Raw genomic sequence first — 22,259 nt, 5'->3', positions numbered from 1 at the left:
AGATAATGGAATTAGGAAATATCAACTACTTAGTGAAATTAATAATAAGAGGTGCAGTTTATGAATAAACCATATGAAATTCAACCATTAAGATTACAGGGAGGATGGACAGTAGAATTAAATAACTTTTATGAATGCGAACCTGAGAATTGCAATGATATTGATGCATATTTTGTTGAAGATCTATTGCAACTTACCAATAGTAAATATAATCTTATTCTCGATTTGGGTTGGTATCCAGATAGCGATAAAAACGGTACTTATAAACTATTCTTAATTAACGATTATAATTGGGAAAAACCATTAGAATATTTTGAAAGTAGGAATACAAAAACAATTGTAGATAAAATTGAGTATTGGACAAACTATGGTTTTTATCAAAAGTATCTATAAGGTTAATCCAATATTACTCAGGCTTTTATAATTATATTGTGAGGAATTGCACTGGCAGGATAATTCAATCGTTTCTCGAATACACTTCGGGATGGAGTAGTTACGAACTTTCTGAATATCACATTATCTGAAAGTACGACCTAATACATAAAGGAGCGATTAACTATATGAACCGCCTAGTAATTATGACGGTTGGAATAACACATAGTGGAAAAACTACCTTCGCTAAAGAATTGGAATCTGTCTTACAACAAGCTGTAGTCATTGATCAGGATAATCATGCTGAATTTATTAATAGTCATTATAAGAAACTTCTCCCTATAGAAGGACCGAACACACTAAAATTCTCTATTACCAATGCGATTGTTGAATATGCTGCGGTGCAAAGTAATTTACACATCATATTAAGCAATTGTAATCTAAATAAGTCAGGACGAACAAATGTACTCAGATATTTTCATGAAAAGGGATTTAAAAGTAGTATTGTTTACTTTAATTTATCTATTGAAATACTGAGAGCACGAGTTGAACAAACACAAAGGAGTAAGGCAATTTTCAGAAGTGCATCGAGCTTTTTAGAAGTGTTGGAGCGACAAAGAAATTCGGGAGAAATACCACCTAGTAAAGAAGAAGCTAATTATCTATTTGAAATAAAAGATCCCAATACTATCACGGAAATAATACAACAAATAAAGCAATCCTCGGTCAACTGAAGCGTTTAGAATTTCGGGATTCAACTAACGGCGAACGTTAGTTGAGGGGGGGTGCTTCGCGGCAGCTCCTTTTTTTTGTTCATTAAAATAACGGGCAGTTTAATGCAATGAACCTCCTAAATATCAATCTGAAATAGTACAATATACCAAGTGGGTACAATATGAGAACGGAAGTGAACTACATTGGAAAAAATACGACTTCGTGCGAGTGCATTGATTATTAAAAATGGAGCCATTTTACTTATCGAGTACGAGAATGATGATGGTGACGGTGTCCATTACAATCTTCCCGCTGGTGGTGTTGAGCCTGGCGAAACCTTTGTTGAAGCTGTGAAAAGGGAAGCAAAAGAAGAGGCGTGTGTCGATGTGGAAGTTGGTCCTGTTGCCTTTATTTACGAATATCAACCAACTAAAAACAATTATATTTATGGTGACACTCATTCTGTTGGGATTACATTTGAATGTGAATTAAAACCAGGTTCATATCCCAAACTTCCGCAAAACCCAGATCCTAAACAATCAGATGTTAAATGGATTCCGATTTCGGAGTTGCATTCGATTCAACTGTACCCAGAAATTAATCAAGATATTGTTGATTTTTACAGTGGTAATAAGTATCGCAATTATGTCGAAGAACAAGAGATACAACAAAAGATGTTACGCTAACTAGGAACAAAGAGCTTAATAGCTTCAGGAAAAGGCTACATCAGTTCTAATGGCGGACTTGAGTAACTGACTTATTAATTATTAAATGTCGAATTGGGTTTTGCTTGAGAAAGCCGCTAGGGGGACACCATGAAAATTTGGGAAGTTAAAAGCAATCACGATTATAAGAGTCTTCAGCTTACAAATTTTAAAGAAGATCATGAGAAGTATTTTAAAAAGAACTTTCTTAAAGATCCAGAGCTCCCTCAAAAGTGGGTGGCTCCTATTGTATACGAATATGAGTCTGATGGAATTAGTGGAGACTTCCCTCATTTTTGGGCTGGATCTGGAATTCCTGTATTCAGTGAAAGAGCAGTCAATATTTTATCATACTAGCAAATTCGGGCGATATACTTCCACTTCCGTTAAATTATACAGATAAACAATATTATGTTTTAAGAGTAACCAATATTTTAGATTCTATTGACTACGAACACTCAGAGCTGGAAATATTGAGCACGGGCTTAACTGTTGGTTTTAAAAAGTATGGATTTATTCCAGAAAAATTAAACAATCAATATATCTTCAAAGTGTTTATAAATGAGAGGATATATTCAACAGTTACGTTTGTAACAGATGATTTTAAAGATAAAGTGAGATAAAGGCTGATTTGAAAGGTTTTGACTTTAAACAGGTATGGGAACTTTAAACTAGTGTTAGTATGCTACAGATTATCAGGATCAGAACCTTAAAAGTCAGAAGACGTTAGATTGGGCTATGTAAAGCGTTGTGTTTGATAATTGAAAGTTTATTTCAACCCTCGGTAGTGTTTAATGGTTAAAATTAGGAGTAGAGAGGGAATGGGGGTTTATCGAGATGAACAGTATTGTCAGGGCGATGGTTGCTGATATCGAATATTTTGACGATCTTATTGTCCGGATGATTTATCATTCCGCCGCGATAGAAGGAAATACGGTAACAATTGACGAAACGAAAAGCATGTTTATTGATGGTATCATGCCTAATTTTAAGAGAAAAGTAACACTTCGTGAAATTCACGAACTCACGAACTTGAATGCCTGTTGGCATTTCATGATGGGAGATGTGACATCAGAAAGTCCCATTACAATTTCATTGATGCACGAATATCATCGGAAGATCATGCAGAATATCGATGAAGAATCAGGTAAATTTAAAAGAACGAAAAACATGGTTGGTGGCGAACTCACGGTTGATCCCACTTCAGTTCCAACGGAGATGAATATCTTAATTGACCAGCTTTACAATGGTTGGTTGGCGTATGCGAAAAATATGGAAGACATCGTAAGAGCTGCAGTGTCATTCCATATGAGATATGAGAAGATACATCCATATTTGGATGGCAATGGGCGATCAGGTAGACTTCTGATGAACCACGTGCTTATCGCACAAAATGTTGCTCCGTTTGTTATCAAAGTGGAGGACAAAGCATTCTATTATCAGTGTTTACGTGAAAATAATGTTCCTGCTCTTACCGAATATGCTCTGATACAAATCGCTCACGAGGTTACACTAATTAACCGCAATGGCGAGGCTTACAGTTTCTTGTAAGCCTACTTTAGAATTAAAGGCGGAGCTAAGTAAAGAATGGACTGAAGATGAGGAGATTGATCTGTAGAATATTCATTCAACAATTCAAAATCCGACTAAGCTAATGAGGAACTATAGCTCAATACAGAACGAAACGAGGCTGCCGGCACAAACGGCAGCCTCCAATTACTTTAAAACCGAGGGACGGGCAGAATAATGGAACTTACCTGAGCTTTACTTCGTCTATTTTAAGATGTCATTAGCTCTACTGAACTTGGTCGTGAAGTGAAAGAGAATGTGTATTATATGGGGAACTAATGAGAAAAATCGTTGTTTTTCCATTAATTGTTTTGATCATAATTGTTATGTCTACTTGTAAATCAAATTTAAGTGCTTCAAATAGGCAGTTGCTTAAGACAGAAGAAATAGCTTCATTACAGATTGTCGGGGGTTTGCCAGGAACGAAACATTCCCCTTTGTTTCAAAACACTGATGGAAATGGGAAAACTACCGTTACAAAAATTGCTAGTTGGATAAACGCTTCAAAACCTATCCGTGGTCAAACGGAATATGGAAAGCATGGCTACCCAATGGTAGTAAGCTTGAAGATGAATGACGGTAAGATGATAACTGTTGAACCTGCGTATGACTGTGTTTCAAAAACAAATACCGATGGCAGTGGTTCAAAGACCTGCACCCCAGCTAAAAATGAAATCGTTATAAGTAAAGATTCGAACAAGATTCGAGCAGAATCACCAGAACTGTGCAAATGGTTAAGTGATGGTTGGGAAGAAGAGAATAATAGTAGCTAGCTAGATGCTCTTCAGCAACATTGCTACGCTCTAACGGTAAACGATAGCTTCATAACAAGATCTAGCAGGCTGCCGGTGATAAATTCGGTGGCCTATTCCGTTAACGGGAGGATAGTTCAAGTGATAAGAGGTTAATTGATTTCTTTGTAATGGGAATACTACCTTCTCATGGAGGTTGTTATTATGACAACATTAGATCGTATATTAATCCTTGTGGTTGCATTTAGTCTCCTTTTTGCTCAAACAGTCGGAGCATCAGATGGAGCAGAAGTGTTTGATATTAAAAAAGGTGAGATACTTCTAGCAATCGAAAATTCAAATTCGTTGCAGAACCAGGTTAAAGAATGGTTATCCACTGCTAATGGCAACGTTGGTTCCTTCAGAATTGAACCAAACGATGGCATAGCCATTAAAATAACGCTTAGGCCTCCTTACAAAGTAAATAACGATAGATTACTGGAACAGTTACAGATGTAGTTTTGTTTATTAGTACGTCAAAAACTTATTTTCCAACTTTACTCGTAGTTACGAAAGAAAATGGTCTTGTTGCTGTTCATGTTAAAACCCACAGTTTAAAGAACTTTCTAAAGAAGAATAAATTATACAATCCAGAGTTGAATTTATCCGAACCTTTATTGAACTAACCGAAAACTTTAGTTCAAGAATAGGAGCAGTATGCCGAGTGCAGCTGCTCTTTTATTTTAAAGAGCGGAATAGCATAACAACACAAATGACAACCTAGGTAAGGAAATTAAAGGGAAAGACTTTAAAAAGAAGGGTTGTTTGCTTCGATGAAAAAATGGTGGTTGGCACTCACTTTTACATTTATAATGCTTTTATCAATTGTTCCTGTTACTTTTGCCATAACCCCTAGTTCGATTAAAGCTGAGTCAAAACAAATAGCTATTGCGACTTTATCGGAAGCGAAAGCCAATCTTTATGCAACAAACAGAGAAGGTTATTATGAGAAATTTAAATTACAAATGAATGGATTTACTCGTTATTTTCCTGATTGGAAAAACGTAGATAACCCTACATACGCCCCCAGGTTATTTTTCAACGACATAAATCATGATGGTAAAAAAGAATTCGTTATCGTATTAACAAAGGACTATGGCACAGGAGTATTGAATACTGAGGTTCATGTGTTTCAAACAATCCAGACTAACATAGATGAAAGTTATGAAGAAGTGCTAGTGGACAACCAATTTCAATAATATTAAAGAACGTCAAAACAAGATTAACAGCGCATGTAGCAGAAATAATCATCGGAGACAAGAAAACGACAGAAAATATTGATAGAGTTCAAATAAACCAAAAGAACCTATTTCCTGATATTGCTTTTGGTAATATTGTTAAATTTAGTGTTATTGACAATCAATTAATGGCTTCTATTCCAGGACAAATATCACCAGGGACCTTCATAGGTTCGATTGTGATTATTTATGAATACAAGGATAAGATGTATCAAGCAAAGAAAGTGGAGTACGGCAATGTAGCCTGGTCTTTTTAAACTAACGAAAAACGATAACACCATGACAAAAGGCTGCAAGCATTATTGGCAGCCTGTACAGGTAACGTCCAGTTTAACGCAACAAATTATTACCAGAGATTCGCCTAATAAAGTGGGTAGGATAAATACTTTTTTTACCAGGAGGAGTGAAAATATTGAAAAAGTTAGTTTTAGGCGTAGCCTTAACACTTGCCGTATGTGCATTTAGTGGTTGTAGTGCTTCGTCTGAAGCTGAAAAGGGGAATTACATTATTGCAAAGGAAGAGCAAAGAATCTTAGTGGCGAAGCAAATTTCTAAAAAGGATGCAGAAAGTAAGACCTTTGCTACCTTCAAAAAGAGTAATATCGAATTAGTCTATTATATTGTAGAAGATTCCCAACTCTACAACGAGCTTAGGGTATGCGAAAAAGTTAATGTATCTCCTAAAACTAATGACAAAGGCGAATATATTGTAATGCAATCCGATCCCCCTCAAATTGTAGCTGGTGAGATAGAAAGACAAAAGGATTGATTAGGTTATTATGAACGAGAACCATAATAATAATCGTATCGTCGTTAACGGGAACTATAGTTCAATCACAACATGAAGGCAGCCGGCACACGATCGGCTGCCTTTGTCTGTTGAAGTAACGGGCAGTTTAGTGTGGGGCACTCTGGAAATAACGTCTTTTCAACGATTAGTATTGACAGACCAACATTTTACGCTAAAGGATATCATTTATTTAATACAGGTGTTCGTTTATTTTTCACAAAATATGGAAGATGAACTATCCTTTTGATGTATAATAATTATAGGATACTTTTGGAGGTGAGCTAATGAGATTAAGCGTATTTCATTTGTTAATTACTGTTTTACTAACAGCTTGCACCGTAGAGCCGCTGAAAGATAATGTAACAAAACAGGATATTAATATAATTAACTCCGTTGAAGGTATGAATGTTTACAGTCACCGTTATGATAACATGGATCGTGGTCATCATGAGTTCGATGGCATCGATATTGTAGTCGATCAAACATATTACAAATCAAATGACGTTCAAAGAGGGGAAATCGTATTTTATAAAAATCCAAAGTTGGAGAACTCCAAAATTAATTTGAGCGAGAATGAAATTGTAAGAATTGTCGCCTTGCCTGGAGAGAAAATTCGCATTGATAAAGGTCAGATTTATATAAACGGAAGAAAACTTGATACCTTTTACGGGCAAGCACACAGACTTGGAATGAACATTGAAGAATTGCAAGTGACAGCAAATCGATCTGATTTAGCTGATAATATCCGCGAAAATTTTAAAGGGAATGTAAAATTTATTCAGGAAAGTGACGAAACCAATAAGATAGAATTAAAAGTACCTGAGGGTCAGTATTACATTATTGGAGACGATTGGTTTCGTAGTGCGGACAGCAGACATTTTGGAACAATCCCAAAAGATAATATACTGGGTAAGGTTCTTGGTGTGGTGAAGAAATGAAGACGGACATTCTTCGCGTACAACGAGTAGTTCCTTACCTTTTTTCGAAGTTATCTGGAGCAGATTATTGTTGAAAACGCTAGTCCGAATGTTATTACTTGTGACTGCATTTAGTCTCCTTCTTGCTCAAACAGTTAGGGCATCAGATGGAGCAGAAGTGTTCGATATTAAGAAAGGTGAGATAATCCTTACAATTAGAAACTCAAATTCATTGCAGAACCAGGTTAAAGAATTGTTGTCCTCTGCAAATGGTGCCGTAGAATCCTTTAAAATCGAACCAAACGATGGTATAGCCATTAAGATTTCGCTTATGCCCCCTTACAAAATTAATAACGGTTGGATTACTGGTACGGTTACAGAAGTAGTGATGTTTATTAGTCCGTCCAAAACTTATTTTCCAACTCTACTTGTATTTACAAAAGAAAATGGTCTTGTTGCCGTCCATGTTAAAACCCACAGTTTAAAGACATTTCTAAAGAAAAACAAATTATTCAATTCAGAATTGAATCTATCCCAACCTTCTTTGTACTAATGGGATACAATAGTTGAACACAACAAGGAGTAGTTATGCCGTGGCAGCTACTCCTTGTTTCTATTGAGCTAACGGGCAGGATAATTGAATAATCTTTCGGGAAAAATACCTTGAAAAGAAGGGGGGGTTCCTATGTTTTGGAAGGGATTAAAAAATACAATCAGACTAGAGCTTTGCGTATTTCTGATTGTATTTATTGCTATTATGTCAGTATTTGAAAATTCGGTGATAGCAGCTCCTAGCGAAGGTGAATTGAAGAAAATAAGCCCATATGATCCGTATGTTGCCCCCCATGAAAACATAGCTTTGATGAAAGAGGCGATGTTGTTCGAATTTTATTCAAGAATAGAAAAGGCTGTCATTTTGAAGTTCGGGAACATTAGAGCTTCATCCTATGAAATAGCTGGTGTAAGAAAGGATGGTCATGGTGGTTTTAATGTAAAGGTTACGGGGTATGTGGAGCATGGAGCAGTCGTTGATTATGTTGAAATAATTTTAGGCTCGCCGCATTTCGGCAGTGAATTAGTAGTGGAGAATTTAATAATTACTGGAACTAAGAAAAAAGTGGATTAAACAGGGAGCTAACTGTCGCGGGCAGTTGCTCCCTGTTTTTCATTGAAGTAACGGGCAGGATGCTTCCAATATCTGTTATAATAAAAGAGAATATGCTCTAGGGGGATGGGACAATGCTTGGTCTACCAAAGGGGTTTAATAACAGAAAATTTCAATTATGGTTTTACAGAGTGAGTCATGGAGAACTTCTTATTCGTAGTCCCAAAAGTAAGGAAACCCAAAAAAATATAGATATCTTGTTTTTTGATATTAGATACATTGAATTACCACGTTTTTTAGATGAAATTATGCTCGATGATGCAACTAATGAAGAAATCATTTATGTAAATAACAAATTAGGTGAACCATCAAATGATCGAAAGATAACCATAATTGTTTCAAGAGGCATTCGATATCTCATTGTAGCTTCATTTTTTAAAGTAAAAGAAACCGAGCTAGATCTATTTGAACATCCATTTGAAAAACTAGGACTATCGCTCAGCTAACGGGCAGGATAACTTGGGAAGTTTATGAATGGGCTGATTCACTTTATCCTGACTTTGCAGGAGGGTCTAAGAGTTAACGTAGGATATGCAACTTCCAAAATGGGCAAGCAACAACAATATAAGGATTAATGTTAATACTTCAAAAGATTTAGTGGTTGGGAAGATGATATATAGGATTTGGATAACACCGTTTAACAGTAATCAATAAATTATTTATGTTTCGAATCGGTAAGCTAAAACAGAACGATAGCGGGGGTGAAAGAATGCTAAACATACGAAAATCTAATATTACAAGAAAATAGAAGGGTATCTCACTGACTCAGATAAAGGTGCGTTTGTTATTGAGGATTCTGGTTCCAACAAACCAATTGCATTGAAAATGTATTCCATAGTAAATAGGGATTCCGTGTATCCGTGGAAAACAATTTACAACGAGTTAGACAGAAACCTATTTCAAATTGATGGGAATTTTATCGAGATATTTCAATTATGGGTAAATCCAAGTTATCGAAGATTAGGATTAGCGACTAAGCTAAAACTCAAGTTGGAGGAAGAAGCTCAAAATCATAAAGTTAATTTAATTTATACACATACAGAAGAAACAAATAATCATGTCATCGAGCTAAATAAAAAAATTGGGTATCAAGAGGTTCGACGTGGGCCGATTTGGGATGAAGTAATCCGAGTAAGCCTGATTAAGCAATTAAGCTAACGGAAACGATAGCGGATCATAATGATGGCAGCCGCCATAATGATAGGCTGCTTTTTTCATTAATGTAACGAGTAGATTTTAATGTTAAAATTTCCTTACGGAGGGTCCAAATGAGGAGATCCAAATGGTTACTTTTAAGTCTCGTTGTCATAGTTATTGGTGGTCTGATATTCAGGATTTACAGTAACCAAATTGTATCGATAGCAATTTATAAACCTGATGGAATTAATGGATTAAAGCATATAGTTACGATTCCAAGAGATAAAGAAAGGAAAGCTTTTATAAGGTCTTTAGAAAGGTCTTTTGCTCACCAACACCACGCCGACCCAAAAGCAGATGCACTTATTGATAAAGGCGAGAGATATTTCAGATTTGAAGTTAAAAAACGAATTGGATCAGAAACCCTAGATTTGTGGGTGACACAACAAAAGATTGTAGTCCAAACAAGGAACAAATTCACAAAAGTCGAGGGAAAATATATAGAAGCAATAAATGAATTTTTGAATGGACTATAACATGAATTACGAAGTCTAATAATTTTTAAGAAGATAATTTAAAGCAATAGCAGTTAAACTAACGGATACGATAGTTGAACCAGGCGGTAGATTGCCACGGTCGGCAGCTGTTCCCTTTCTCATTGAAGTAACAGGCAATTGAGTGCGATTATTTTAAACCATGGAAGGAGAAATACATGTCTCAATTGCCTACATTAGAAACAGAAAGATTTGTACTTAGACAGATTAATCAAGAAGATTCAAAAGAAATATTTGAATATTTCTCTATGGATGAAGTCACGAAATTTTATGATTTGGAGAGTTTCACGAAAATCGAACAAGCAGAAGAATTAATTCGTAGATGGAATCAAAGATTTGAAAATAATCAAGGATTTCGCTGGGGAATCACTTTGCGTTCGGAAAGCAGATTAATTGGAACATGCGGATTTCATGGTTGGGCAAAAAATCATTGTAAAATTGAAGTTGGATATGAACTATCACCAGAATATTGGCGGCAAGGATTTATGACTGAAGTGATTCCAAAGATCAATGAATTCGGATTTAACACTCTTGGATTAAACCGAATTGAAGCATTTGTAGAACCAGTGAATATTGGATCAAGAAAGGTACTTGAGAAAGTTGGGTTTAAAGAAGAAGGGATATTGAAGGAACACTTTTATTGGAGGAATCGGTTTGTTGATACTGTCATTTATGCATTACTCAAGAAAGATTTTGAAATGGGTTAAGTAGTAGGATTAATATTAATATGCTCCAAGATCATTCCGCTAACGCAGAACGATAGCTTCATAACAAAGATCAAGCTGGTTGCCGCTGAGTCGCTCGGTGGTCTATTCCGTTAACGGGGCAAAGTATATCAATAATACAGGCTGGAAAAAAGAGGAAGATTAGTGCTTTTCTCGAATAATAAAAGCCATTGACTCAAACTTTAAAGTGGGTGATAGCATGAATTTACAGTCACTTTTCCTAGAACAAGTCCTTTCACAGTCTTCCTTAGGTGGTCATGCAAGCGATGTATGGCTTGTAGATACAATTTCAGGTGAATACGTTGTAAGATCATCGGGAGTGGATGAAAGTGTGGACGCTCCGTTTCTGTGGGTTTGTAGGAACTTATTCGGAATTGAATTAAGTCACACATATGATATTATAAGAATCAACCTTTTCTTACAGCAAACAACAACTAAAATCTGTGTACCTAAAATAATTTCAAAGGGATTAATTGACGGAAGACAATTTGTAATTGTAGAAAAAGTGAAGGGCTCACCGCTCGACTTCTTAAATAAGCCGGCAGAAATGATGAAAGAATTTGGTAGATCTATTGGTGAAATTCATGCACGTGAATTTAATGAATGCGGCGCTCCAAACGGGACCTTTCGATATTCCTTAAGGGACTTCCCTCAAAAACTGACAAACGCTATACGTAACCTATCCTCAAGGTATTACTTGTCCAATGAAGCTGTTACCAAAATGACAGAGTATTACTGTTCATTAGCCACTAAATTGCCCGTCCCCAAAAGTGCCTCATATATAATGTTGGATATGGATCCACGACAGTTTCTTGCCGACGAGGAGCGAGTGAGTGCAATAGTTGATACTGAAGCCTATGTACTAGGACCGCGAGAATTCGAACTCTCCGCTTTGGAATGTTCCCTAGATCAATTCGGCGCGGATAACTTTATAACGGGGTACAGTTCGGTACTACCTTTCCCTGACTTAACTCCCGTCCGTGATGTCTATCGGTTCATGTTCTACTTAATGGAAATAAAGGGCCCTTCTGTTGATTATGATCATTGGTCTTCATTCCCACATTACTTCAGCAAACTTAGAACGAAAGCTGAATAAGAAAACGACAAGTCTGCCGAGGAAATCCTCGGCAGACTTCATTACGCTAAAGGGCAGGCTACTGCAACAGTTAGCTTTAATGAGACGTTAAATAAGGTGATGTACTTCTTACCGCAGAAGGAGGAATTGTTTTGGCAAAAGCTAAAAGGTTTCTTATATTGGTATCTTTATTGCTAGTGTTTTCAGGTTGTACGAACAATGGATACAAATCCATCGAGGAGGCAATTCAACAGGGGGGGATAAAGTATAAACAAATTTATCATCAGCACGAAGTAAACAAGGGCATCATTACTTTTTATGAGAATCCGAACGGAGGAATCGATGCTGGTATTGTATATAAAAATAGTGATAGATATAGATGGGGATTTGGCGGAGGTACTGTGTCATTCCCAAATGAAGGGGATGTAACGTGGGGCGCGGTTAATTTGGACCTCAATACAAAAAATGAGGAAGAAAAGCATTACTGGCTTTACTACGGCATAATAAATGAAGCGCAGATTATCAGGCTCCACATCGAGCACAAAAGTCCTGATAAACACATTGATAAAAACGCAGAAATAATTGAATTACCCGACGGATATAGATTATGGTTCGCTTTGCAGGATAAAAAAAGTTATTCTCAACCTGGCTTCATCCTGACGGGTTATGATAAAGATGGGATAAATGTCTTTCACTTTGAGTGAGTCACAGCACAGGTTGTTGCACTAACGAAGAACTATAGCTCAATAAACATCAGGAGAAGGCTGCCGACATCAATGGATCGGTAGCCTTCTCAGTTAAAGGGCAGATTAATGCAATAAGACTTAAGAATTAAATTGTAACTTTTGTTTGTAAAGTAACGACTATTTCTTTAGAGGTGAGAACATGATTAGGAAGTTTTTCTTCATTGTTGTAACTTTAATAATAATCCTTTCAGGTTGTTCTTCAGCCCCAAAAGCCGAGAACCGTATAAATGAATTGGAGTATGGTAAATCAGTACGCTTAAGTTTGGCGTGGAATGACAATATTTACGAGTTGGCTGATGAGTCAATACCAATAGATCAGATTGATAAGAAAATAGGTGTAGTGAATAAACAAGTTAGTCCGTACCCAACCAATAATGGTGAAGTCGGTAGAAATACATCTGAAGGACCTACGATAATTGGGAATGGTGGAGGCAATTTATTTGCAATTAGAGGTGTAAATCAGCAAGAGCAATTAGCCATTGAACTCTCAAAAAATATTTACAAAAAATGCATCTTTTTCACTAAATTACCGTAGATTATAATTTTTTTTTGTTCTACTAACAAAGAACTATAGTTCAACTTCGAAATGGCAGCTGCGTGGTAGCCTTTCGCTCCGCTAACGGGCAGTTTAGTTCCAATTGTGGTAGTATGAGGAAAAGAACTGACGGAGAATTTATCTATTTAACCAATCTTTGGGAAGAAGGTGCTCAATGGCAGAAAGGATTCATCCCTATTACTATTTAGGTGGACTTGTTGGCTTAGTTGTAGGTTACATCGTGGCAAAAATTTATGAAATTTGGGTTATTGTTGATTTGGAAAGGGAAATACATCATGGTCCAATACCGATGTTTTTTGAAATATCGACAACAAAAACCTGCTTTATTTACTTTTATTGTTATTCTTATATTCATTGTTATTGGTTTGTTATTTGTAGGGATTTTACGCAATGCAACAAACAAAGAAGAGAATTGAAGTAATAAACAAACCGTCATTCCGCTAACGGAAACGATAGTTGAATAAGAATACCACAACAGGCTACCGTTGATATAATCTCGGTAGCCTGTTGTGCTAACGGGCAGGATAGTGCAACTTCAGTCTATATCATGCGTCATGTTGGTTAGAGTAGCCTAAAAGACCTGTTATCTGGAATATTAGTATCCTAATCGGTTATCATCAGTCGGAGGCGAATCATATGAATAAGAAGCGATTAAGTACTAAAATTACTTTGATAATTGGAGCGGTTCTGATTGTTTTTGGAGCCTTTCCATCTATCTTTGCATATCCATACAGCGATGGTCCCAATTCAGGCCCAACAAACACATGGGAACTTACTTTAATGATTGCTTATGAGGGTTGGATGTGGTTTTTGATTATTGGGCTTGTCTTATCAGTGTTTTCACTTCTCAAACTACGAAGATTTTAAGAATAGAGTGCTCGTTGGATTTATTGCATCATTTAACTATAGTTCAATAGCAATGGATCGGTAGCCTTCTCCGCTAAAGGGCAGTAAAGCGTGGTTGATACTGCGGTCGGTTAGCCCCTTATAAGGTTTACTTCACCTCATAATACGAAGGGCAGATTAGTTTAAAAGCAATTAATAAAGTCGACCCTAATGATGAAGGAGTTTAATTCAAGAAGGGACGGGCAACATGAAAAAGAATCAGTTGTTGAAAGTCGGTGGTATAGCTTTAATCGCTTTACTTACTCTGGCTCCTATATCAGTAAATGCGTTTCAAAGTATTAGCATTAATTTGCCGAAGGAAAAAAAAGAGTTGTTAGATCAAGAAGAAGCAGTGAGAAAAAATGCACCAAAAACTCCGAAAATCCAGAACCCACAGCCGAAACCAATAGATCTGAATGCTCAAATAGTTGAAATAGAACGTAGTTGGAAGGTTGGAATAATTGAAGATAGTGAAGTTCCAGCAGGTAGTCATGATGTTAGTATTAAAAACCGCTGGCAGGGTAAACTTGGTGACAAATATATTCAAGTATATGCTGGTGCTTTAATTGATTCTCAAAAGGGAGTGCTTGTTTTAGAAATGAGAAATAAGTACATGGGTACATTATCTGTTGAGAATATTAAACCAAAATCATCTGGTGGATCACTAAAAATAACTGGGGAAGACGGAAACAAGTTAATTATTAATGATGAAATAGGGAATTCAATGATATTTAATGTAAACTTGAAGAGTTTTGATTAAGCTAACGGCGAAACGATAGCACAATAAACAGGGAGCATATCAACGCGGCAGCTGCTCCCTGTTTTCATTCAAGTAACGGGCAGTTTTGCGCAACTTTTAATGTATTTCCAGCGTCTTACTATATGGGATTATTTGTTATCTCTGGAGACGGAGTGTTGATTTTTATATGCTTATGGAAGAAGGGGTCACAATATTACTGAGAGTAGGTGGGGAGTAACTCAATGAATATGAGAAAAAAGATGATTGCTACCGTATTAACTGCCACGGCTTTGGTAATTTGTAGCGTTGTTTACATAAATAATACTACCAACGCTTCAATATCACCTGAAAAAGAATTCATTAAACAAAATGCAATTAATTCCCATATAACTAATCATAAAGAATACGCTCAAACAGCAAATAAAGATGTATATGATAAGTTGTACAAAACATGGGAAAAAGCTACCGAAAGAATTATTAGTAAATATGAAAAAGATTTCGATAAAAAAGATTGGGAACTAATTGCTGGTCCAGATATCGATATTCGTTTCAAAAACATGTTATCAGGCCAAGAAGCTTCAGCCTATTCAAAAGTATCTATTCAAGCAAAGGAAGCATACGAAAAGGGAGATTTTCTTGATTGCGTTTTGCTTCACAAAGATAAAAACAAAGCGAAAATCGCTTGGGAAAAGCATGATGGTAAGATACATATAGCCCATCTAGAGAAAAAAGGAAGTGATTGGTCAATTGTTCTCGAAGAAAATATCGAATAAAGTTTTGTTTTGTATAGTCTATTCGAAACAGTAAGGATGTTAAACTAACGAAGAACGATAGTTGAATAAGCATCAATGAATGAAGCTGCCAGCACGATCGGCAGCTTCATTACGTTAACGGGCAGTTTAACGGATTCCTGACGTGTAGAAGTTTTGTAAAAGGATTGCAATAGTAAGAGCAACTTTTACTTAATCGTACCGTTTAAATTATATATTGGTAAATAAAGGGAGTGTGTGAATTTTGAAAAAGTTTGTTATAGGTCTAATTTGCGGAATTGGTTTAACAGCAACAACTGCCGTTTATGCCTCTGATACAATTCAAGCGTACTTGTTTCCAGTTAAATTCATGCTTAATGGCGAAAGTAGAGAAGTCGATAGTAAAGAATATGTTGTTTTGAATCATAATGGTCACACATATGTACCTCTTCGTTGGGTTGCTGAAAATATGGGAGCGACTGTAAGTTACCAAGAATCGGAGGGGAACACGCCTCCATGGATTCATTTAATGTATTATCAAACCGATAGCGGATTATTAATTAAAGACCCAAAGGAAAATCGAGTAAGTATCGGAAATTTGCAATTGAAAAAAATCGTGCATGATTACCCGAATTATGTAACTGCACAACTTAAACTTCAGGATTCTCCTTATCCTTTGTCTTCTGTACATTTCACGTTGTTTTTTTATGATGAAAATGGAAAATTAATTGAAAAAGGAGATGGTACTGGTCAGTTGATGAAATCAGGTGATATCCAAACCGTCATTGTTAATGTAGGTTCACTGAAAAACTATTCTTCCGTTACTCTTACAGTCACTGAAATTATAGATATTAGTAATGCAGGACACGACTAAGTTTGTTGAAAGATATCAACCCGTTGTGAAACTAACGCAGAACGTTTGTTCAAGTAGAAACGAAGACGAGGCTGCCGAAATCAGGGCCTGTTGACAAAAAGGGTAGGTAACAATTCCTTCCCTTTTTGTCAACAGGCCCATGAAACGGCAGCCTCGTTGAAGTAACTGGCAGTAAAGTGTAATTTGTAAAATGATGGAATTTTTGTGAGCATTGAACGTCTAATTGAGTAGTTAAAACTTACTGGAAGGAGACAAAACAAAGACAAAGACAAAGACAAAGACAAAGAGGTATTGAGAAAAAAATAAATACAAAGGATAAAAGGGCATGGTGTTTGTGGAAAATTAAATTAACAAAAAGGAGTTTTTATATGAGACAAAGGTCTAAATTTGCTTCTATCCTGACAGTTCTTTTTTTAGTTACTTGTGCTGGGATAGTCAGTGCAGCTGGGTTACAAGATAATAGGTCGCTTGAAGAGAAAACGAGCAGACCAATACAGGAGGTGCAACAACAAAATCTTGAAGAATCTGCTAAGGGCATCGTTACAGATTATTTTAATGCCATTATTAAGGAAGGTGACGCTGGTGGAGTAACCCCGTTAGTAGCTTTTTCATTGGGAAAAGTGGACATTTCAGATTCAGCAAATATCAAAGTATCGGTGGATTTGAAGTATAAAGATGATAATATGGAATTGCCTTCAGTAGATTATTCAGTTGTTCGAGTTGATGATAAGTATCAAGTACAGAAACAAGTTTGTATATTTGATGCAATTCCAGGTTCTCCTACAAAAGGCACAGCGTCTTGCAGCAAGATTTTTAAGCATGAAAATGGATTGATGACCGTTCCTGGTAGAAAATAACTAATGACATTCACTTTTAAAAACCACGCACGATAGTTGAAAAATGGCTGCTTCGGCAGCTATTTTATTTGCCCTACTAACAGGGCAGATTATTGAAATAGCTTGCGTATAAGAAAGTTATAAATGGAAACTTTTTACTTGTTCCCTTCGTCTTATTCTTTAGAACTGAATGTTGGGAGTGATGAGTATGAAAAAGTTTGTTTTAGGTCTAATTTGCGGCATTGGTTTAACCGCAACAACCGCTGTTTATGCGTCTGACATGATACAAGCGTACTTATTTCCAGTCAAGTACGAACTTAATGGTCAAACTAAACAATTAGATAGCAGTTATACCACATTAAATTATAATGGTCATGTTTATGTACCTGTTCGTTTTGTTGCCGAGAGTCTTGGAGTAGGTATAAGGTATATAGATAAAGATAAGGTTATTTCCATCATGAATGAACCTACAAACATCGACGAATTTGCAAAAAAGGTTTGGCTAATCCATTTTCGTTTGAATATAGGTAATGATCAAAAATATGTTAAAGAACTTATTGGTGAGCCAGTAGTAGAAAGAACAAATGAAGATAATCAGCAAGCAGTATGGAGATATGATTATATGTCAACTCAAGGCTATCAATATGGCAATTTAAGTAATATTGATCTTGAGGGTCTCGGACAAGGAAAGATACGGGGACAATTATTGATTAATTGGTCTAACGAAGGCAAATTAGAAAAGATTGAATTCTGGTACACTAGTTCGGTTACTGATGTAGATAGGAAAACTTATTCATACCATCTTAATCAAGATGGTTCGACATCTGAATTCATGTATGAATAATCAGCAGTATTGGAGCTGGAGGACCTTTAAATTTAAATGAAATCATTGATATTTTTAAAAACTGGGCTTGTTCAACTAATGGTGAACTATAAAAGGCAGTAGAGCGTGGTGGAAACTTGAGTTTAAGCTACCACTTTTTTCAACTGTATGTGAGTTTAACGCAACTATCAATGTATTTGCATCGTCTAAACATTTGGAAATATTTGTTATTTAATCAGGAAGGAGTGATGATTTATGCTCATTGAAGAAGAGAACATTTTTTTTCCCGATGGTTACTTTTTGCTTTTTACTAAGTGAGGATGCTGAGAAGATCAGACATAGACATAGTGATATGGGGAGGGAAGTTCAATTGAAGCATAGGTGGTTTTTGCTCACAATAATAATTTTTTTAATGGTGGTAGGTTGCGACGTAAAGAATAATGATACGGCTACACAAGACGCATCTATAATAAAAGAGTCAAATCCAAATTTATTGGCTTCTACTGAACCCAATAATTCGGTTCAAATTGGTGAGACAAAAGAACAAGTTAGTGATATCTCAGCAATTATCAATAAACTCCTGGATGTGAATCATAAATACTCAGCTTTAGAAGGAAAGATCATAATAACATTAGAGGCTACTGAAGAAAAGGAACTAGTTGAACTTGTTATCGAACAGCCAAGCCGATTCTACGTGAAGCACATATTAGATTCGAAAACACCGGATCGATTTGAAGAGTCAATAAATGACGGAACAAATGTTCAAATTAAAGGAACTGATGGTGAAGTAAGTCAATTATCTCCAGCAAATAATAGAGTACTTCTACCAATCGGTGGTGTAAATGAATTACTGAATCCAGGAATGTTTATTTATGATGCCATTAGTAATGGTCAAACCACGTTAAAGGGCGGAGAAAAGCTCCTTGATCGTGATTCTACAGTTATAGTTATAAACCGTAAAGTGGGGATAGAGAAACTAGGGAATAAGCTAACTATTTGGTTTGATAACCAAGCTGGAATTATCCTGAAGATTGTTTCTTCAGATGGTGATAATCCTTTACAAACTATTGCTTTTGATCAGATAAAATTTACTGACAAAGCTAATGAAGAAAAATTTAAGAACATAAAGTAAAGAAACGTTGAGCTAACGGCGAACTATAGTTGAATAAACATCAATGGACGAAGCTGCCGGCACGATCGGCAGCTTCGTTACGTTAACGGGCAGATTTGCTCGGTGCCATAACTGCGTCATACCCAGCTCAGGGAAAAGCATCGAAGGTCGCTAATTCCTACATACAAAAACTTGAAAAAACAACCCTGTCTCAAGATCAAGTAATACGTAAAGCACTACTCATAAATAAGGATATTTCAAGTGTAAACATACTTGTTATCAAAAATGTGATTTATGATGAAAAATCAGCGGTTTGGACTATCCAATACAAAAGTGCAATTATTACCCGCGCTAAGTACCACATGAAGTTAATTAGCTCACTAAGACCAACGGATCTTTCGGATACAAAAATCAGTAGTAATACTGGATTGCGGTTGTTGAAGGACTATATGCAAACGGCAATGGATGGCAAGTTGCCAGTAAGTATGACTTCACATTCAGAGAAGGATTTTGATTCGCCATTCGAAGAAGATGTTTACACGGCTATTACCAATTTGGGATTCAAAGTTGAGACACAGGTGGGCTGTTCAGGTTACCGTATAGATTTAGCTGTTGTTGATCCTTTAGATAACAATAAATTCCTGCTCGGGATTGAATGTGATGGTAAAGCTTATCACAGTTCTAAGGTTGCTCGTGACAGGGATAGACTTCGCCAACAAGTTCTAGAAGGCCTTGGTTGGAAAATTTATAGGATTTGGTCACAAGAATGGTTTAAGAAGCGAAAATTCGAAATAACAAGACTAAAAAACCATCTTGAAAGTTTAAGATATTAAAAAATTTCCTAACGGTATCCACGCGATGCCGTTTTTTAATCACTCGAAACAAATTGTATTCACCGATTGCACCAACAAATACATGACGTTTGTCGTCGTTTTAGTGGTTCTGACTAAAAATCAAGCAATAGTGACTATAACAAGGTAACATGGTGCAAAGCGAAGGAAACAAGATAATTCGACGATAAACCACGATGAATCAAGGTCTAAAGAAAAAAAGCCCTATTGGGCTAGTTGTTAGTTGACAATTTACAGAATATATACTTTCCGATTTGTTTTACTGGTGAGTATGTGGAAGGCATTGTGAATACTTCAGGATTATAATAATAAACAGAACCTTCTGTTGGGTCATGTCCATTAATTGCATCTATTACTGCTTTTCTTGCAGAATCTTCTGACTGAATTGACCAAATCTCCCCATTGTTCACAGACAAAAATTGTCCTGGTTGAAAAATGATTGCTTCCACACTTTTTGGGAAATTATTGTTCTTTAAACGATTTAGCACTACTGCCGCTATTGCCACCTTACCAATATGCGGTTCTGACTTTCCTTCTGCATTAACGAGTGACTCCAACAAATATACTTCCTGACTGGATAACAAGCTAGGTTTTATTTGTGATGGAATATGTTCTTTTTTATCATTTTGACTGTAACTAAAACCCAACAGGATTAGTGTTCCTGCTAATAGGGCTATAAATAACTTTACCATTATTTTTCACGCCTTAAACTAGTATTTTATACAAACCATTATTGCCCAATGATTTGGCATTAAAACAAAATGTAGAATAATCATCGACAAACTATGATGAGATAGGCATAGAATTAAAAGCCCTAAATGGGGCTTCTACAATGAGTGATGTACGATAAGTATTAGCCCAAGTTAAAACAGTAATTACTTCATCTTACTTTGCGTTTATAAACGTATTTGGTATTAGTGAGCGTGACATATTCATTGACAAGGAAAGCGGTAAGGACTTCGACAGATCACAGTATCAAGCATTAAAACAATGCTTGCGACAAGGTGATTTACTCTACATAAAATTTTCCATTGACCGCTTTGGACGTAACAGCAAAGAGATTAAGAAAGAATGGGAACGCATTACACAGGAGGTCAAGGCAGATATAAAAGTGCTTGATATGCCCTTACTGGACAGTACACAGCATAAGGATACGTTAGGGACGTTTGTAAGTGATTTAGTGTTACAAGTGCTTTCATTCGTTGCTGAACGTGAACGTGAGAACATCAAGCAAAGACAAATGGAAGGTATCTTGGTTGCAAAGGCTAAAGGCAAGCATCTAGGAAGACCACAGATGAACATTGACACTTTGAGCAAAGAACAGAAGCTGATACTGGATACTAATTATTCAAAGTGGGAAAACAAAGAGATAACCGCAGTGCAGTTCATTGATATGTTAAAGCTGAAAAAGAATACGTTTTATAAAATTGTGAAGGAATATCAAGAACAAGCATAGAATAGCTGAACGCATCAGAAGCATCCAAGCGGTGCTTTTTTGTTTTTGTTGGGGAATGGAGTGAATACAGAGGGAAGTAGCTTACAAGCAAATTTAGATAGTTAGAAAGGGTCAAAAGGGGTGGGGGGTATTTTAAATCAAAATGAAGTTATCTGAATGGTGGAAGGGGTATAGCACTTCCACCGCTCGACTATGAGTGTAATTTGAAGCGATGACAGTTGTACAGAAATCAAGTAACACAAAATACCATAAGCGAAATGAAGAAAAGATACGTTATAATGGAGTGAAATGAAGTATGAATATTGGATTGGAATGGTACAAATGAAACCACTTATAAAATTGGTGTTGCTAGTTATTACAACAATTTCGATAATTAGTTGTAGCGAAAAGGTTGATGTTCCTGAATTGAATGAAATTAAATCTGCTCAACTGATTCCTGAGCATGGAGGTTTTGGGGCTGATTCATTTTCTTTAGATGTGAATAATTCCACACAAAACGCTATTATCGAAAAAGTCTTAGATTTAGTAAAAGCATCTGATGTTGTAAACAATGGGGAAAAGCAAAATCAGTTTGGTGCGTTTAGTTGGAATCCTACTAAGTTCATCATAAAAATGAAAAATGGTGATACAATTGAAATCGAGCCAGCTATTGATGCAATCACTACAAAGTCTGAGGATGGAAGTGTACTTACACAAGGACAAAAACTTAAAGACCAAGTACAGGTGAGCATTCATAGGAATGAATCATTCAATTCATTTCGACTTACATCTGATGAACTGGTAATTTGGATTGATGGTAGTTGGAAACAGGATATACATTAATCGTTTTGAAAATGAGGTATCCAATGTGGATGCCTTTTTTACATTAGGGGTGGGGGGGAT

Annotated in this window: 31 protein-coding genes; 30 read left to right on the top strand and 1 reads right to left on the bottom strand. The window is 36.2% G+C overall.

The genetic code is table 11. From position 1 onward, the window contains the following. Positions 1 to 60: 60 nt before the first annotated feature. The 28 genes from QFZ81_RS19365 to QFZ81_RS19235 all read left to right on the top strand — a co-directional run bounded on the left by QFZ81_RS19365 (position 61) and on the right by QFZ81_RS19235 (position 19,903). Positions 61 to 393 carry a hypothetical protein gene (locus QFZ81_RS19365; RefSeq protein ID WP_307604202.1) on the top strand — a complete coding sequence of 111 codons (333 nt, stop codon included), beginning with the start codon at positions 61 to 63 and terminating at the stop codon, positions 391 to 393. Positions 394 to 560: 167 nt separating this feature from the next. Further along, positions 561 to 1,106 carry an ATP-binding protein gene (locus QFZ81_RS19360; protein WP_307604200.1) on the top strand — a complete coding sequence of 182 codons (546 nt, stop codon included), beginning with the start codon at positions 561 to 563 and terminating at the stop codon, positions 1,104 to 1,106. A 183-nt stretch (positions 1,107 to 1,289) separates the two neighbouring features. Then, positions 1,290 to 1,772, top strand: coding sequence for an NUDIX domain-containing protein (locus tag QFZ81_RS19355; protein WP_307604198.1), 483 nt, complete (start codon positions 1,290 to 1,292; stop codon positions 1,770 to 1,772). Between the two features lie 129 nt (positions 1,773 to 1,901). Next, positions 1,902 to 2,147, top strand: a complete 246-nt coding sequence (locus QFZ81_RS19350; protein ID WP_307604196.1) for a hypothetical protein — start codon at positions 1,902 to 1,904, stop codon at positions 2,145 to 2,147. Beyond that, entirely contained in the window at positions 2,138 to 2,413 is a 276-nt protein-coding gene (locus tag QFZ81_RS37430) for an imm11 family protein (RefSeq protein WP_373463781.1), read from the top strand. Before QFZ81_RS19350 ends, QFZ81_RS37430 begins: the two co-directional genes overlap by 10 nt. Positions 2,414 to 2,627: 214 nt before the next feature. Further along, the gene (locus QFZ81_RS19345) at positions 2,628 to 3,341 is read left to right on the top strand and encodes a Fic family protein (protein WP_307604194.1); all 714 of its coding nucleotides are present in this window, start codon (positions 2,628 to 2,630) and stop codon (positions 3,339 to 3,341) included. 296 nt (positions 3,342 to 3,637) lie between these two features. Then, the gene (locus QFZ81_RS19340; RefSeq protein ID WP_307604192.1) at positions 3,638 to 4,132 is read left to right on the top strand and encodes a hypothetical protein; all 495 of its coding nucleotides are present in this window, start codon (positions 3,638 to 3,640) and stop codon (positions 4,130 to 4,132) included. A gap of 183 nt (positions 4,133 to 4,315) precedes the next feature. Next, complete coding sequence (locus tag QFZ81_RS19335) at positions 4,316 to 4,609, top strand: hypothetical protein (protein ID WP_307604190.1); 294 nt, start codon at positions 4,316 to 4,318, stop codon at positions 4,607 to 4,609. A gap of 314 nt (positions 4,610 to 4,923) precedes the next feature. Then, complete coding sequence (locus QFZ81_RS19330; protein WP_307604188.1) at positions 4,924 to 5,349, top strand: hypothetical protein; 426 nt, start codon at positions 4,924 to 4,926, stop codon at positions 5,347 to 5,349. Positions 5,350 to 5,800: 451 nt separating this feature from the next. Further along, positions 5,801 to 6,157, top strand: a complete 357-nt coding sequence (locus QFZ81_RS19325; protein ID WP_307604187.1) for a DUF3221 domain-containing protein — start codon at positions 5,801 to 5,803, stop codon at positions 6,155 to 6,157. A 305-nt stretch (positions 6,158 to 6,462) separates the two neighbouring features. Then, a complete protein-coding gene (gene lepB / locus QFZ81_RS19320) occupies positions 6,463 to 7,116 on the top strand; it encodes a signal peptidase I (protein WP_307604185.1) in 654 nt (217 codons plus the stop codon). 70 nt (positions 7,117 to 7,186) lie between these two features. Next, the gene (locus QFZ81_RS19315; protein WP_307604183.1) at positions 7,187 to 7,648 is read left to right on the top strand and encodes a hypothetical protein; all 462 of its coding nucleotides are present in this window, start codon (positions 7,187 to 7,189) and stop codon (positions 7,646 to 7,648) included. 132 nt (positions 7,649 to 7,780) lie between these two features. Then, entirely contained in the window at positions 7,781 to 8,221 is a 441-nt protein-coding gene (locus QFZ81_RS19310) for a hypothetical protein (RefSeq protein ID WP_307604181.1), read from the top strand. 113 nt (positions 8,222 to 8,334) lie between these two features. Further along, positions 8,335 to 8,706, top strand: coding sequence for a hypothetical protein (locus QFZ81_RS19305; protein ID WP_307604179.1), 372 nt, complete (start codon positions 8,335 to 8,337; stop codon positions 8,704 to 8,706). Positions 8,707 to 9,004: 298 nt separating this feature from the next. Further along, positions 9,005 to 9,418: a GNAT family N-acetyltransferase gene (locus tag QFZ81_RS19300; RefSeq protein WP_307606965.1), complete on the top strand. Its 414-nt coding sequence runs from the start codon at positions 9,005 to 9,007 to the stop codon at positions 9,416 to 9,418. 110 nt (positions 9,419 to 9,528) lie between these two features. Then, on the top strand, positions 9,529 to 9,933 hold the full coding sequence (locus QFZ81_RS19295) for a hypothetical protein (protein ID WP_307604176.1): 405 nt from the start codon (positions 9,529 to 9,531) through the stop codon (positions 9,931 to 9,933). 176 nt (positions 9,934 to 10,109) lie between these two features. Beyond that, positions 10,110 to 10,658 carry a GNAT family N-acetyltransferase gene (locus QFZ81_RS19290; protein WP_307604175.1) on the top strand — a complete coding sequence of 183 codons (549 nt, stop codon included), beginning with the start codon at positions 10,110 to 10,112 and terminating at the stop codon, positions 10,656 to 10,658. Between the two features lie 217 nt (positions 10,659 to 10,875). Continuing rightward, positions 10,876 to 11,772, top strand: coding sequence for a protein kinase family protein (locus QFZ81_RS19285; protein ID WP_307604173.1), 897 nt, complete (start codon positions 10,876 to 10,878; stop codon positions 11,770 to 11,772). A gap of 131 nt (positions 11,773 to 11,903) precedes the next feature. Then, positions 11,904 to 12,455: a hypothetical protein gene (locus tag QFZ81_RS19280; protein WP_307604171.1), complete on the top strand. Its 552-nt coding sequence runs from the start codon at positions 11,904 to 11,906 to the stop codon at positions 12,453 to 12,455. 181 nt (positions 12,456 to 12,636) lie between these two features. Then, complete coding sequence (locus QFZ81_RS19275; protein ID WP_307604169.1) at positions 12,637 to 13,032, top strand: hypothetical protein; 396 nt, start codon at positions 12,637 to 12,639, stop codon at positions 13,030 to 13,032. Positions 13,033 to 13,689: 657 nt separating this feature from the next. Beyond that, entirely contained in the window at positions 13,690 to 13,920 is a 231-nt protein-coding gene (locus QFZ81_RS19270) for a hypothetical protein (protein ID WP_307604167.1), read from the top strand. 226 nt (positions 13,921 to 14,146) lie between these two features. Further along, positions 14,147 to 14,698, top strand: a complete 552-nt coding sequence (locus tag QFZ81_RS19265; RefSeq protein WP_307604165.1) for a hypothetical protein — start codon at positions 14,147 to 14,149, stop codon at positions 14,696 to 14,698. Between the two features lie 221 nt (positions 14,699 to 14,919). Further along, complete coding sequence (locus QFZ81_RS19260) at positions 14,920 to 15,450, top strand: hypothetical protein (RefSeq protein ID WP_307604163.1); 531 nt, start codon at positions 14,920 to 14,922, stop codon at positions 15,448 to 15,450. Between the two features lie 241 nt (positions 15,451 to 15,691). Further along, complete coding sequence (locus QFZ81_RS19255; protein WP_307604161.1) at positions 15,692 to 16,300, top strand: stalk domain-containing protein; 609 nt, start codon at positions 15,692 to 15,694, stop codon at positions 16,298 to 16,300. A gap of 368 nt (positions 16,301 to 16,668) precedes the next feature. Continuing rightward, positions 16,669 to 17,157, top strand: a complete 489-nt coding sequence (locus QFZ81_RS19250; RefSeq protein ID WP_307604159.1) for a hypothetical protein — start codon at positions 16,669 to 16,671, stop codon at positions 17,155 to 17,157. A gap of 187 nt (positions 17,158 to 17,344) precedes the next feature. Beyond that, entirely contained in the window at positions 17,345 to 17,980 is a 636-nt protein-coding gene (locus tag QFZ81_RS19245; protein WP_307604157.1) for a stalk domain-containing protein, read from the top strand. 349 nt (positions 17,981 to 18,329) lie between these two features. Then, entirely contained in the window at positions 18,330 to 19,091 is a 762-nt protein-coding gene (locus tag QFZ81_RS19240; protein ID WP_307604155.1) for a hypothetical protein, read from the top strand. 95 nt (positions 19,092 to 19,186) lie between these two features. After that, positions 19,187 to 19,903, top strand: coding sequence for a DUF559 domain-containing protein (locus QFZ81_RS19235; protein WP_307604152.1), 717 nt, complete (start codon positions 19,187 to 19,189; stop codon positions 19,901 to 19,903). 230 nt (positions 19,904 to 20,133) lie between these two features. On the opposite strand, the gene QFZ81_RS19230 is transcribed toward QFZ81_RS19235, so the two are convergent. Beyond that, positions 20,134 to 20,613: a cell wall hydrolase gene (locus QFZ81_RS19230; protein ID WP_307604149.1), complete on the bottom strand. Its 480-nt coding sequence runs from the start codon at positions 20,611 to 20,613 to the stop codon at positions 20,134 to 20,136. Between the two features lie 182 nt (positions 20,614 to 20,795). Between QFZ81_RS19230 and QFZ81_RS19225 the strand changes: the two genes are divergently transcribed. Then, a complete protein-coding gene (locus QFZ81_RS19225; RefSeq protein ID WP_307606963.1) occupies positions 20,796 to 21,377 on the top strand; it encodes a recombinase family protein in 582 nt (193 codons plus the stop codon). Between the two features lie 288 nt (positions 21,378 to 21,665). Then, positions 21,666 to 22,199, top strand: a complete 534-nt coding sequence (locus tag QFZ81_RS19220) for a hypothetical protein (RefSeq protein WP_307604147.1) — start codon at positions 21,666 to 21,668, stop codon at positions 22,197 to 22,199. Positions 22,200 to 22,259 lie beyond the last annotated feature (60 nt).

Source organism: Paenibacillus sp. V4I9, from assembly GCF_030817295.1.
Lineage (GTDB): Bacteria > Bacillota > Bacilli > Paenibacillales > NBRC-103111 > Paenibacillus_E.
This window is presented reverse-complemented; position numbering and strand designations above follow the sequence as displayed.

Coding starts and splice junctions, on each gene's coding strand:
- QFZ81_RS19365 (WP_307604202.1), top strand. CDS start 61: ATGAATAAACCATATGAAATTCAACCATTAAGATTACAGGGAGGATGG.
- QFZ81_RS19360 (WP_307604200.1), top strand. CDS start 561: ATGAACCGCCTAGTAATTATGACGGTTGGAATAACACATAGTGGAAAA.
- QFZ81_RS19350 (WP_307604196.1), top strand. CDS start 1,902: ATGAAAATTTGGGAAGTTAAAAGCAATCACGATTATAAGAGTCTTCAG.
- QFZ81_RS19345 (WP_307604194.1), top strand. CDS start 2,628: ATGAACAGTATTGTCAGGGCGATGGTTGCTGATATCGAATATTTTGAC.
- QFZ81_RS19340 (WP_307604192.1), top strand. CDS start 3,638: ATGAGAAAAATCGTTGTTTTTCCATTAATTGTTTTGATCATAATTGTT.
- QFZ81_RS19335 (WP_307604190.1), top strand. CDS start 4,316: ATGACAACATTAGATCGTATATTAATCCTTGTGGTTGCATTTAGTCTC.
- QFZ81_RS19330 (WP_307604188.1), top strand. CDS start 4,924: ATGAAAAAATGGTGGTTGGCACTCACTTTTACATTTATAATGCTTTTA.
- lepB (WP_307604185.1), top strand. CDS start 6,463: ATGAGATTAAGCGTATTTCATTTGTTAATTACTGTTTTACTAACAGCT.
- QFZ81_RS19310 (WP_307604181.1), top strand. CDS start 7,781: ATGTTTTGGAAGGGATTAAAAAATACAATCAGACTAGAGCTTTGCGTA.
- QFZ81_RS19305 (WP_307604179.1), top strand. CDS start 8,335: ATGCTTGGTCTACCAAAGGGGTTTAATAACAGAAAATTTCAATTATGG.
- QFZ81_RS19295 (WP_307604176.1), top strand. CDS start 9,529: ATGAGGAGATCCAAATGGTTACTTTTAAGTCTCGTTGTCATAGTTATT.
- QFZ81_RS19290 (WP_307604175.1), top strand. CDS start 10,110: ATGTCTCAATTGCCTACATTAGAAACAGAAAGATTTGTACTTAGACAG.
- QFZ81_RS19285 (WP_307604173.1), top strand. CDS start 10,876: ATGAATTTACAGTCACTTTTCCTAGAACAAGTCCTTTCACAGTCTTCC.
- QFZ81_RS19275 (WP_307604169.1), top strand. CDS start 12,637: ATGATTAGGAAGTTTTTCTTCATTGTTGTAACTTTAATAATAATCCTT.
- QFZ81_RS19270 (WP_307604167.1), top strand. CDS start 13,690: ATGAATAAGAAGCGATTAAGTACTAAAATTACTTTGATAATTGGAGCG.
- QFZ81_RS19265 (WP_307604165.1), top strand. CDS start 14,147: ATGAAAAAGAATCAGTTGTTGAAAGTCGGTGGTATAGCTTTAATCGCT.
- QFZ81_RS19260 (WP_307604163.1), top strand. CDS start 14,920: ATGAATATGAGAAAAAAGATGATTGCTACCGTATTAACTGCCACGGCT.
- QFZ81_RS19250 (WP_307604159.1), top strand. CDS start 16,669: ATGAGACAAAGGTCTAAATTTGCTTCTATCCTGACAGTTCTTTTTTTA.
- QFZ81_RS19245 (WP_307604157.1), top strand. CDS start 17,345: ATGAAAAAGTTTGTTTTAGGTCTAATTTGCGGCATTGGTTTAACCGCA.
- QFZ81_RS19230 (WP_307604149.1), bottom strand. CDS start 20,613: ATGGTAAAGTTATTTATAGCCCTATTAGCAGGAACACTAATCCTGTTG.
- QFZ81_RS19220 (WP_307604147.1), top strand. CDS start 21,666: ATGAAGTATGAATATTGGATTGGAATGGTACAAATGAAACCACTTATA.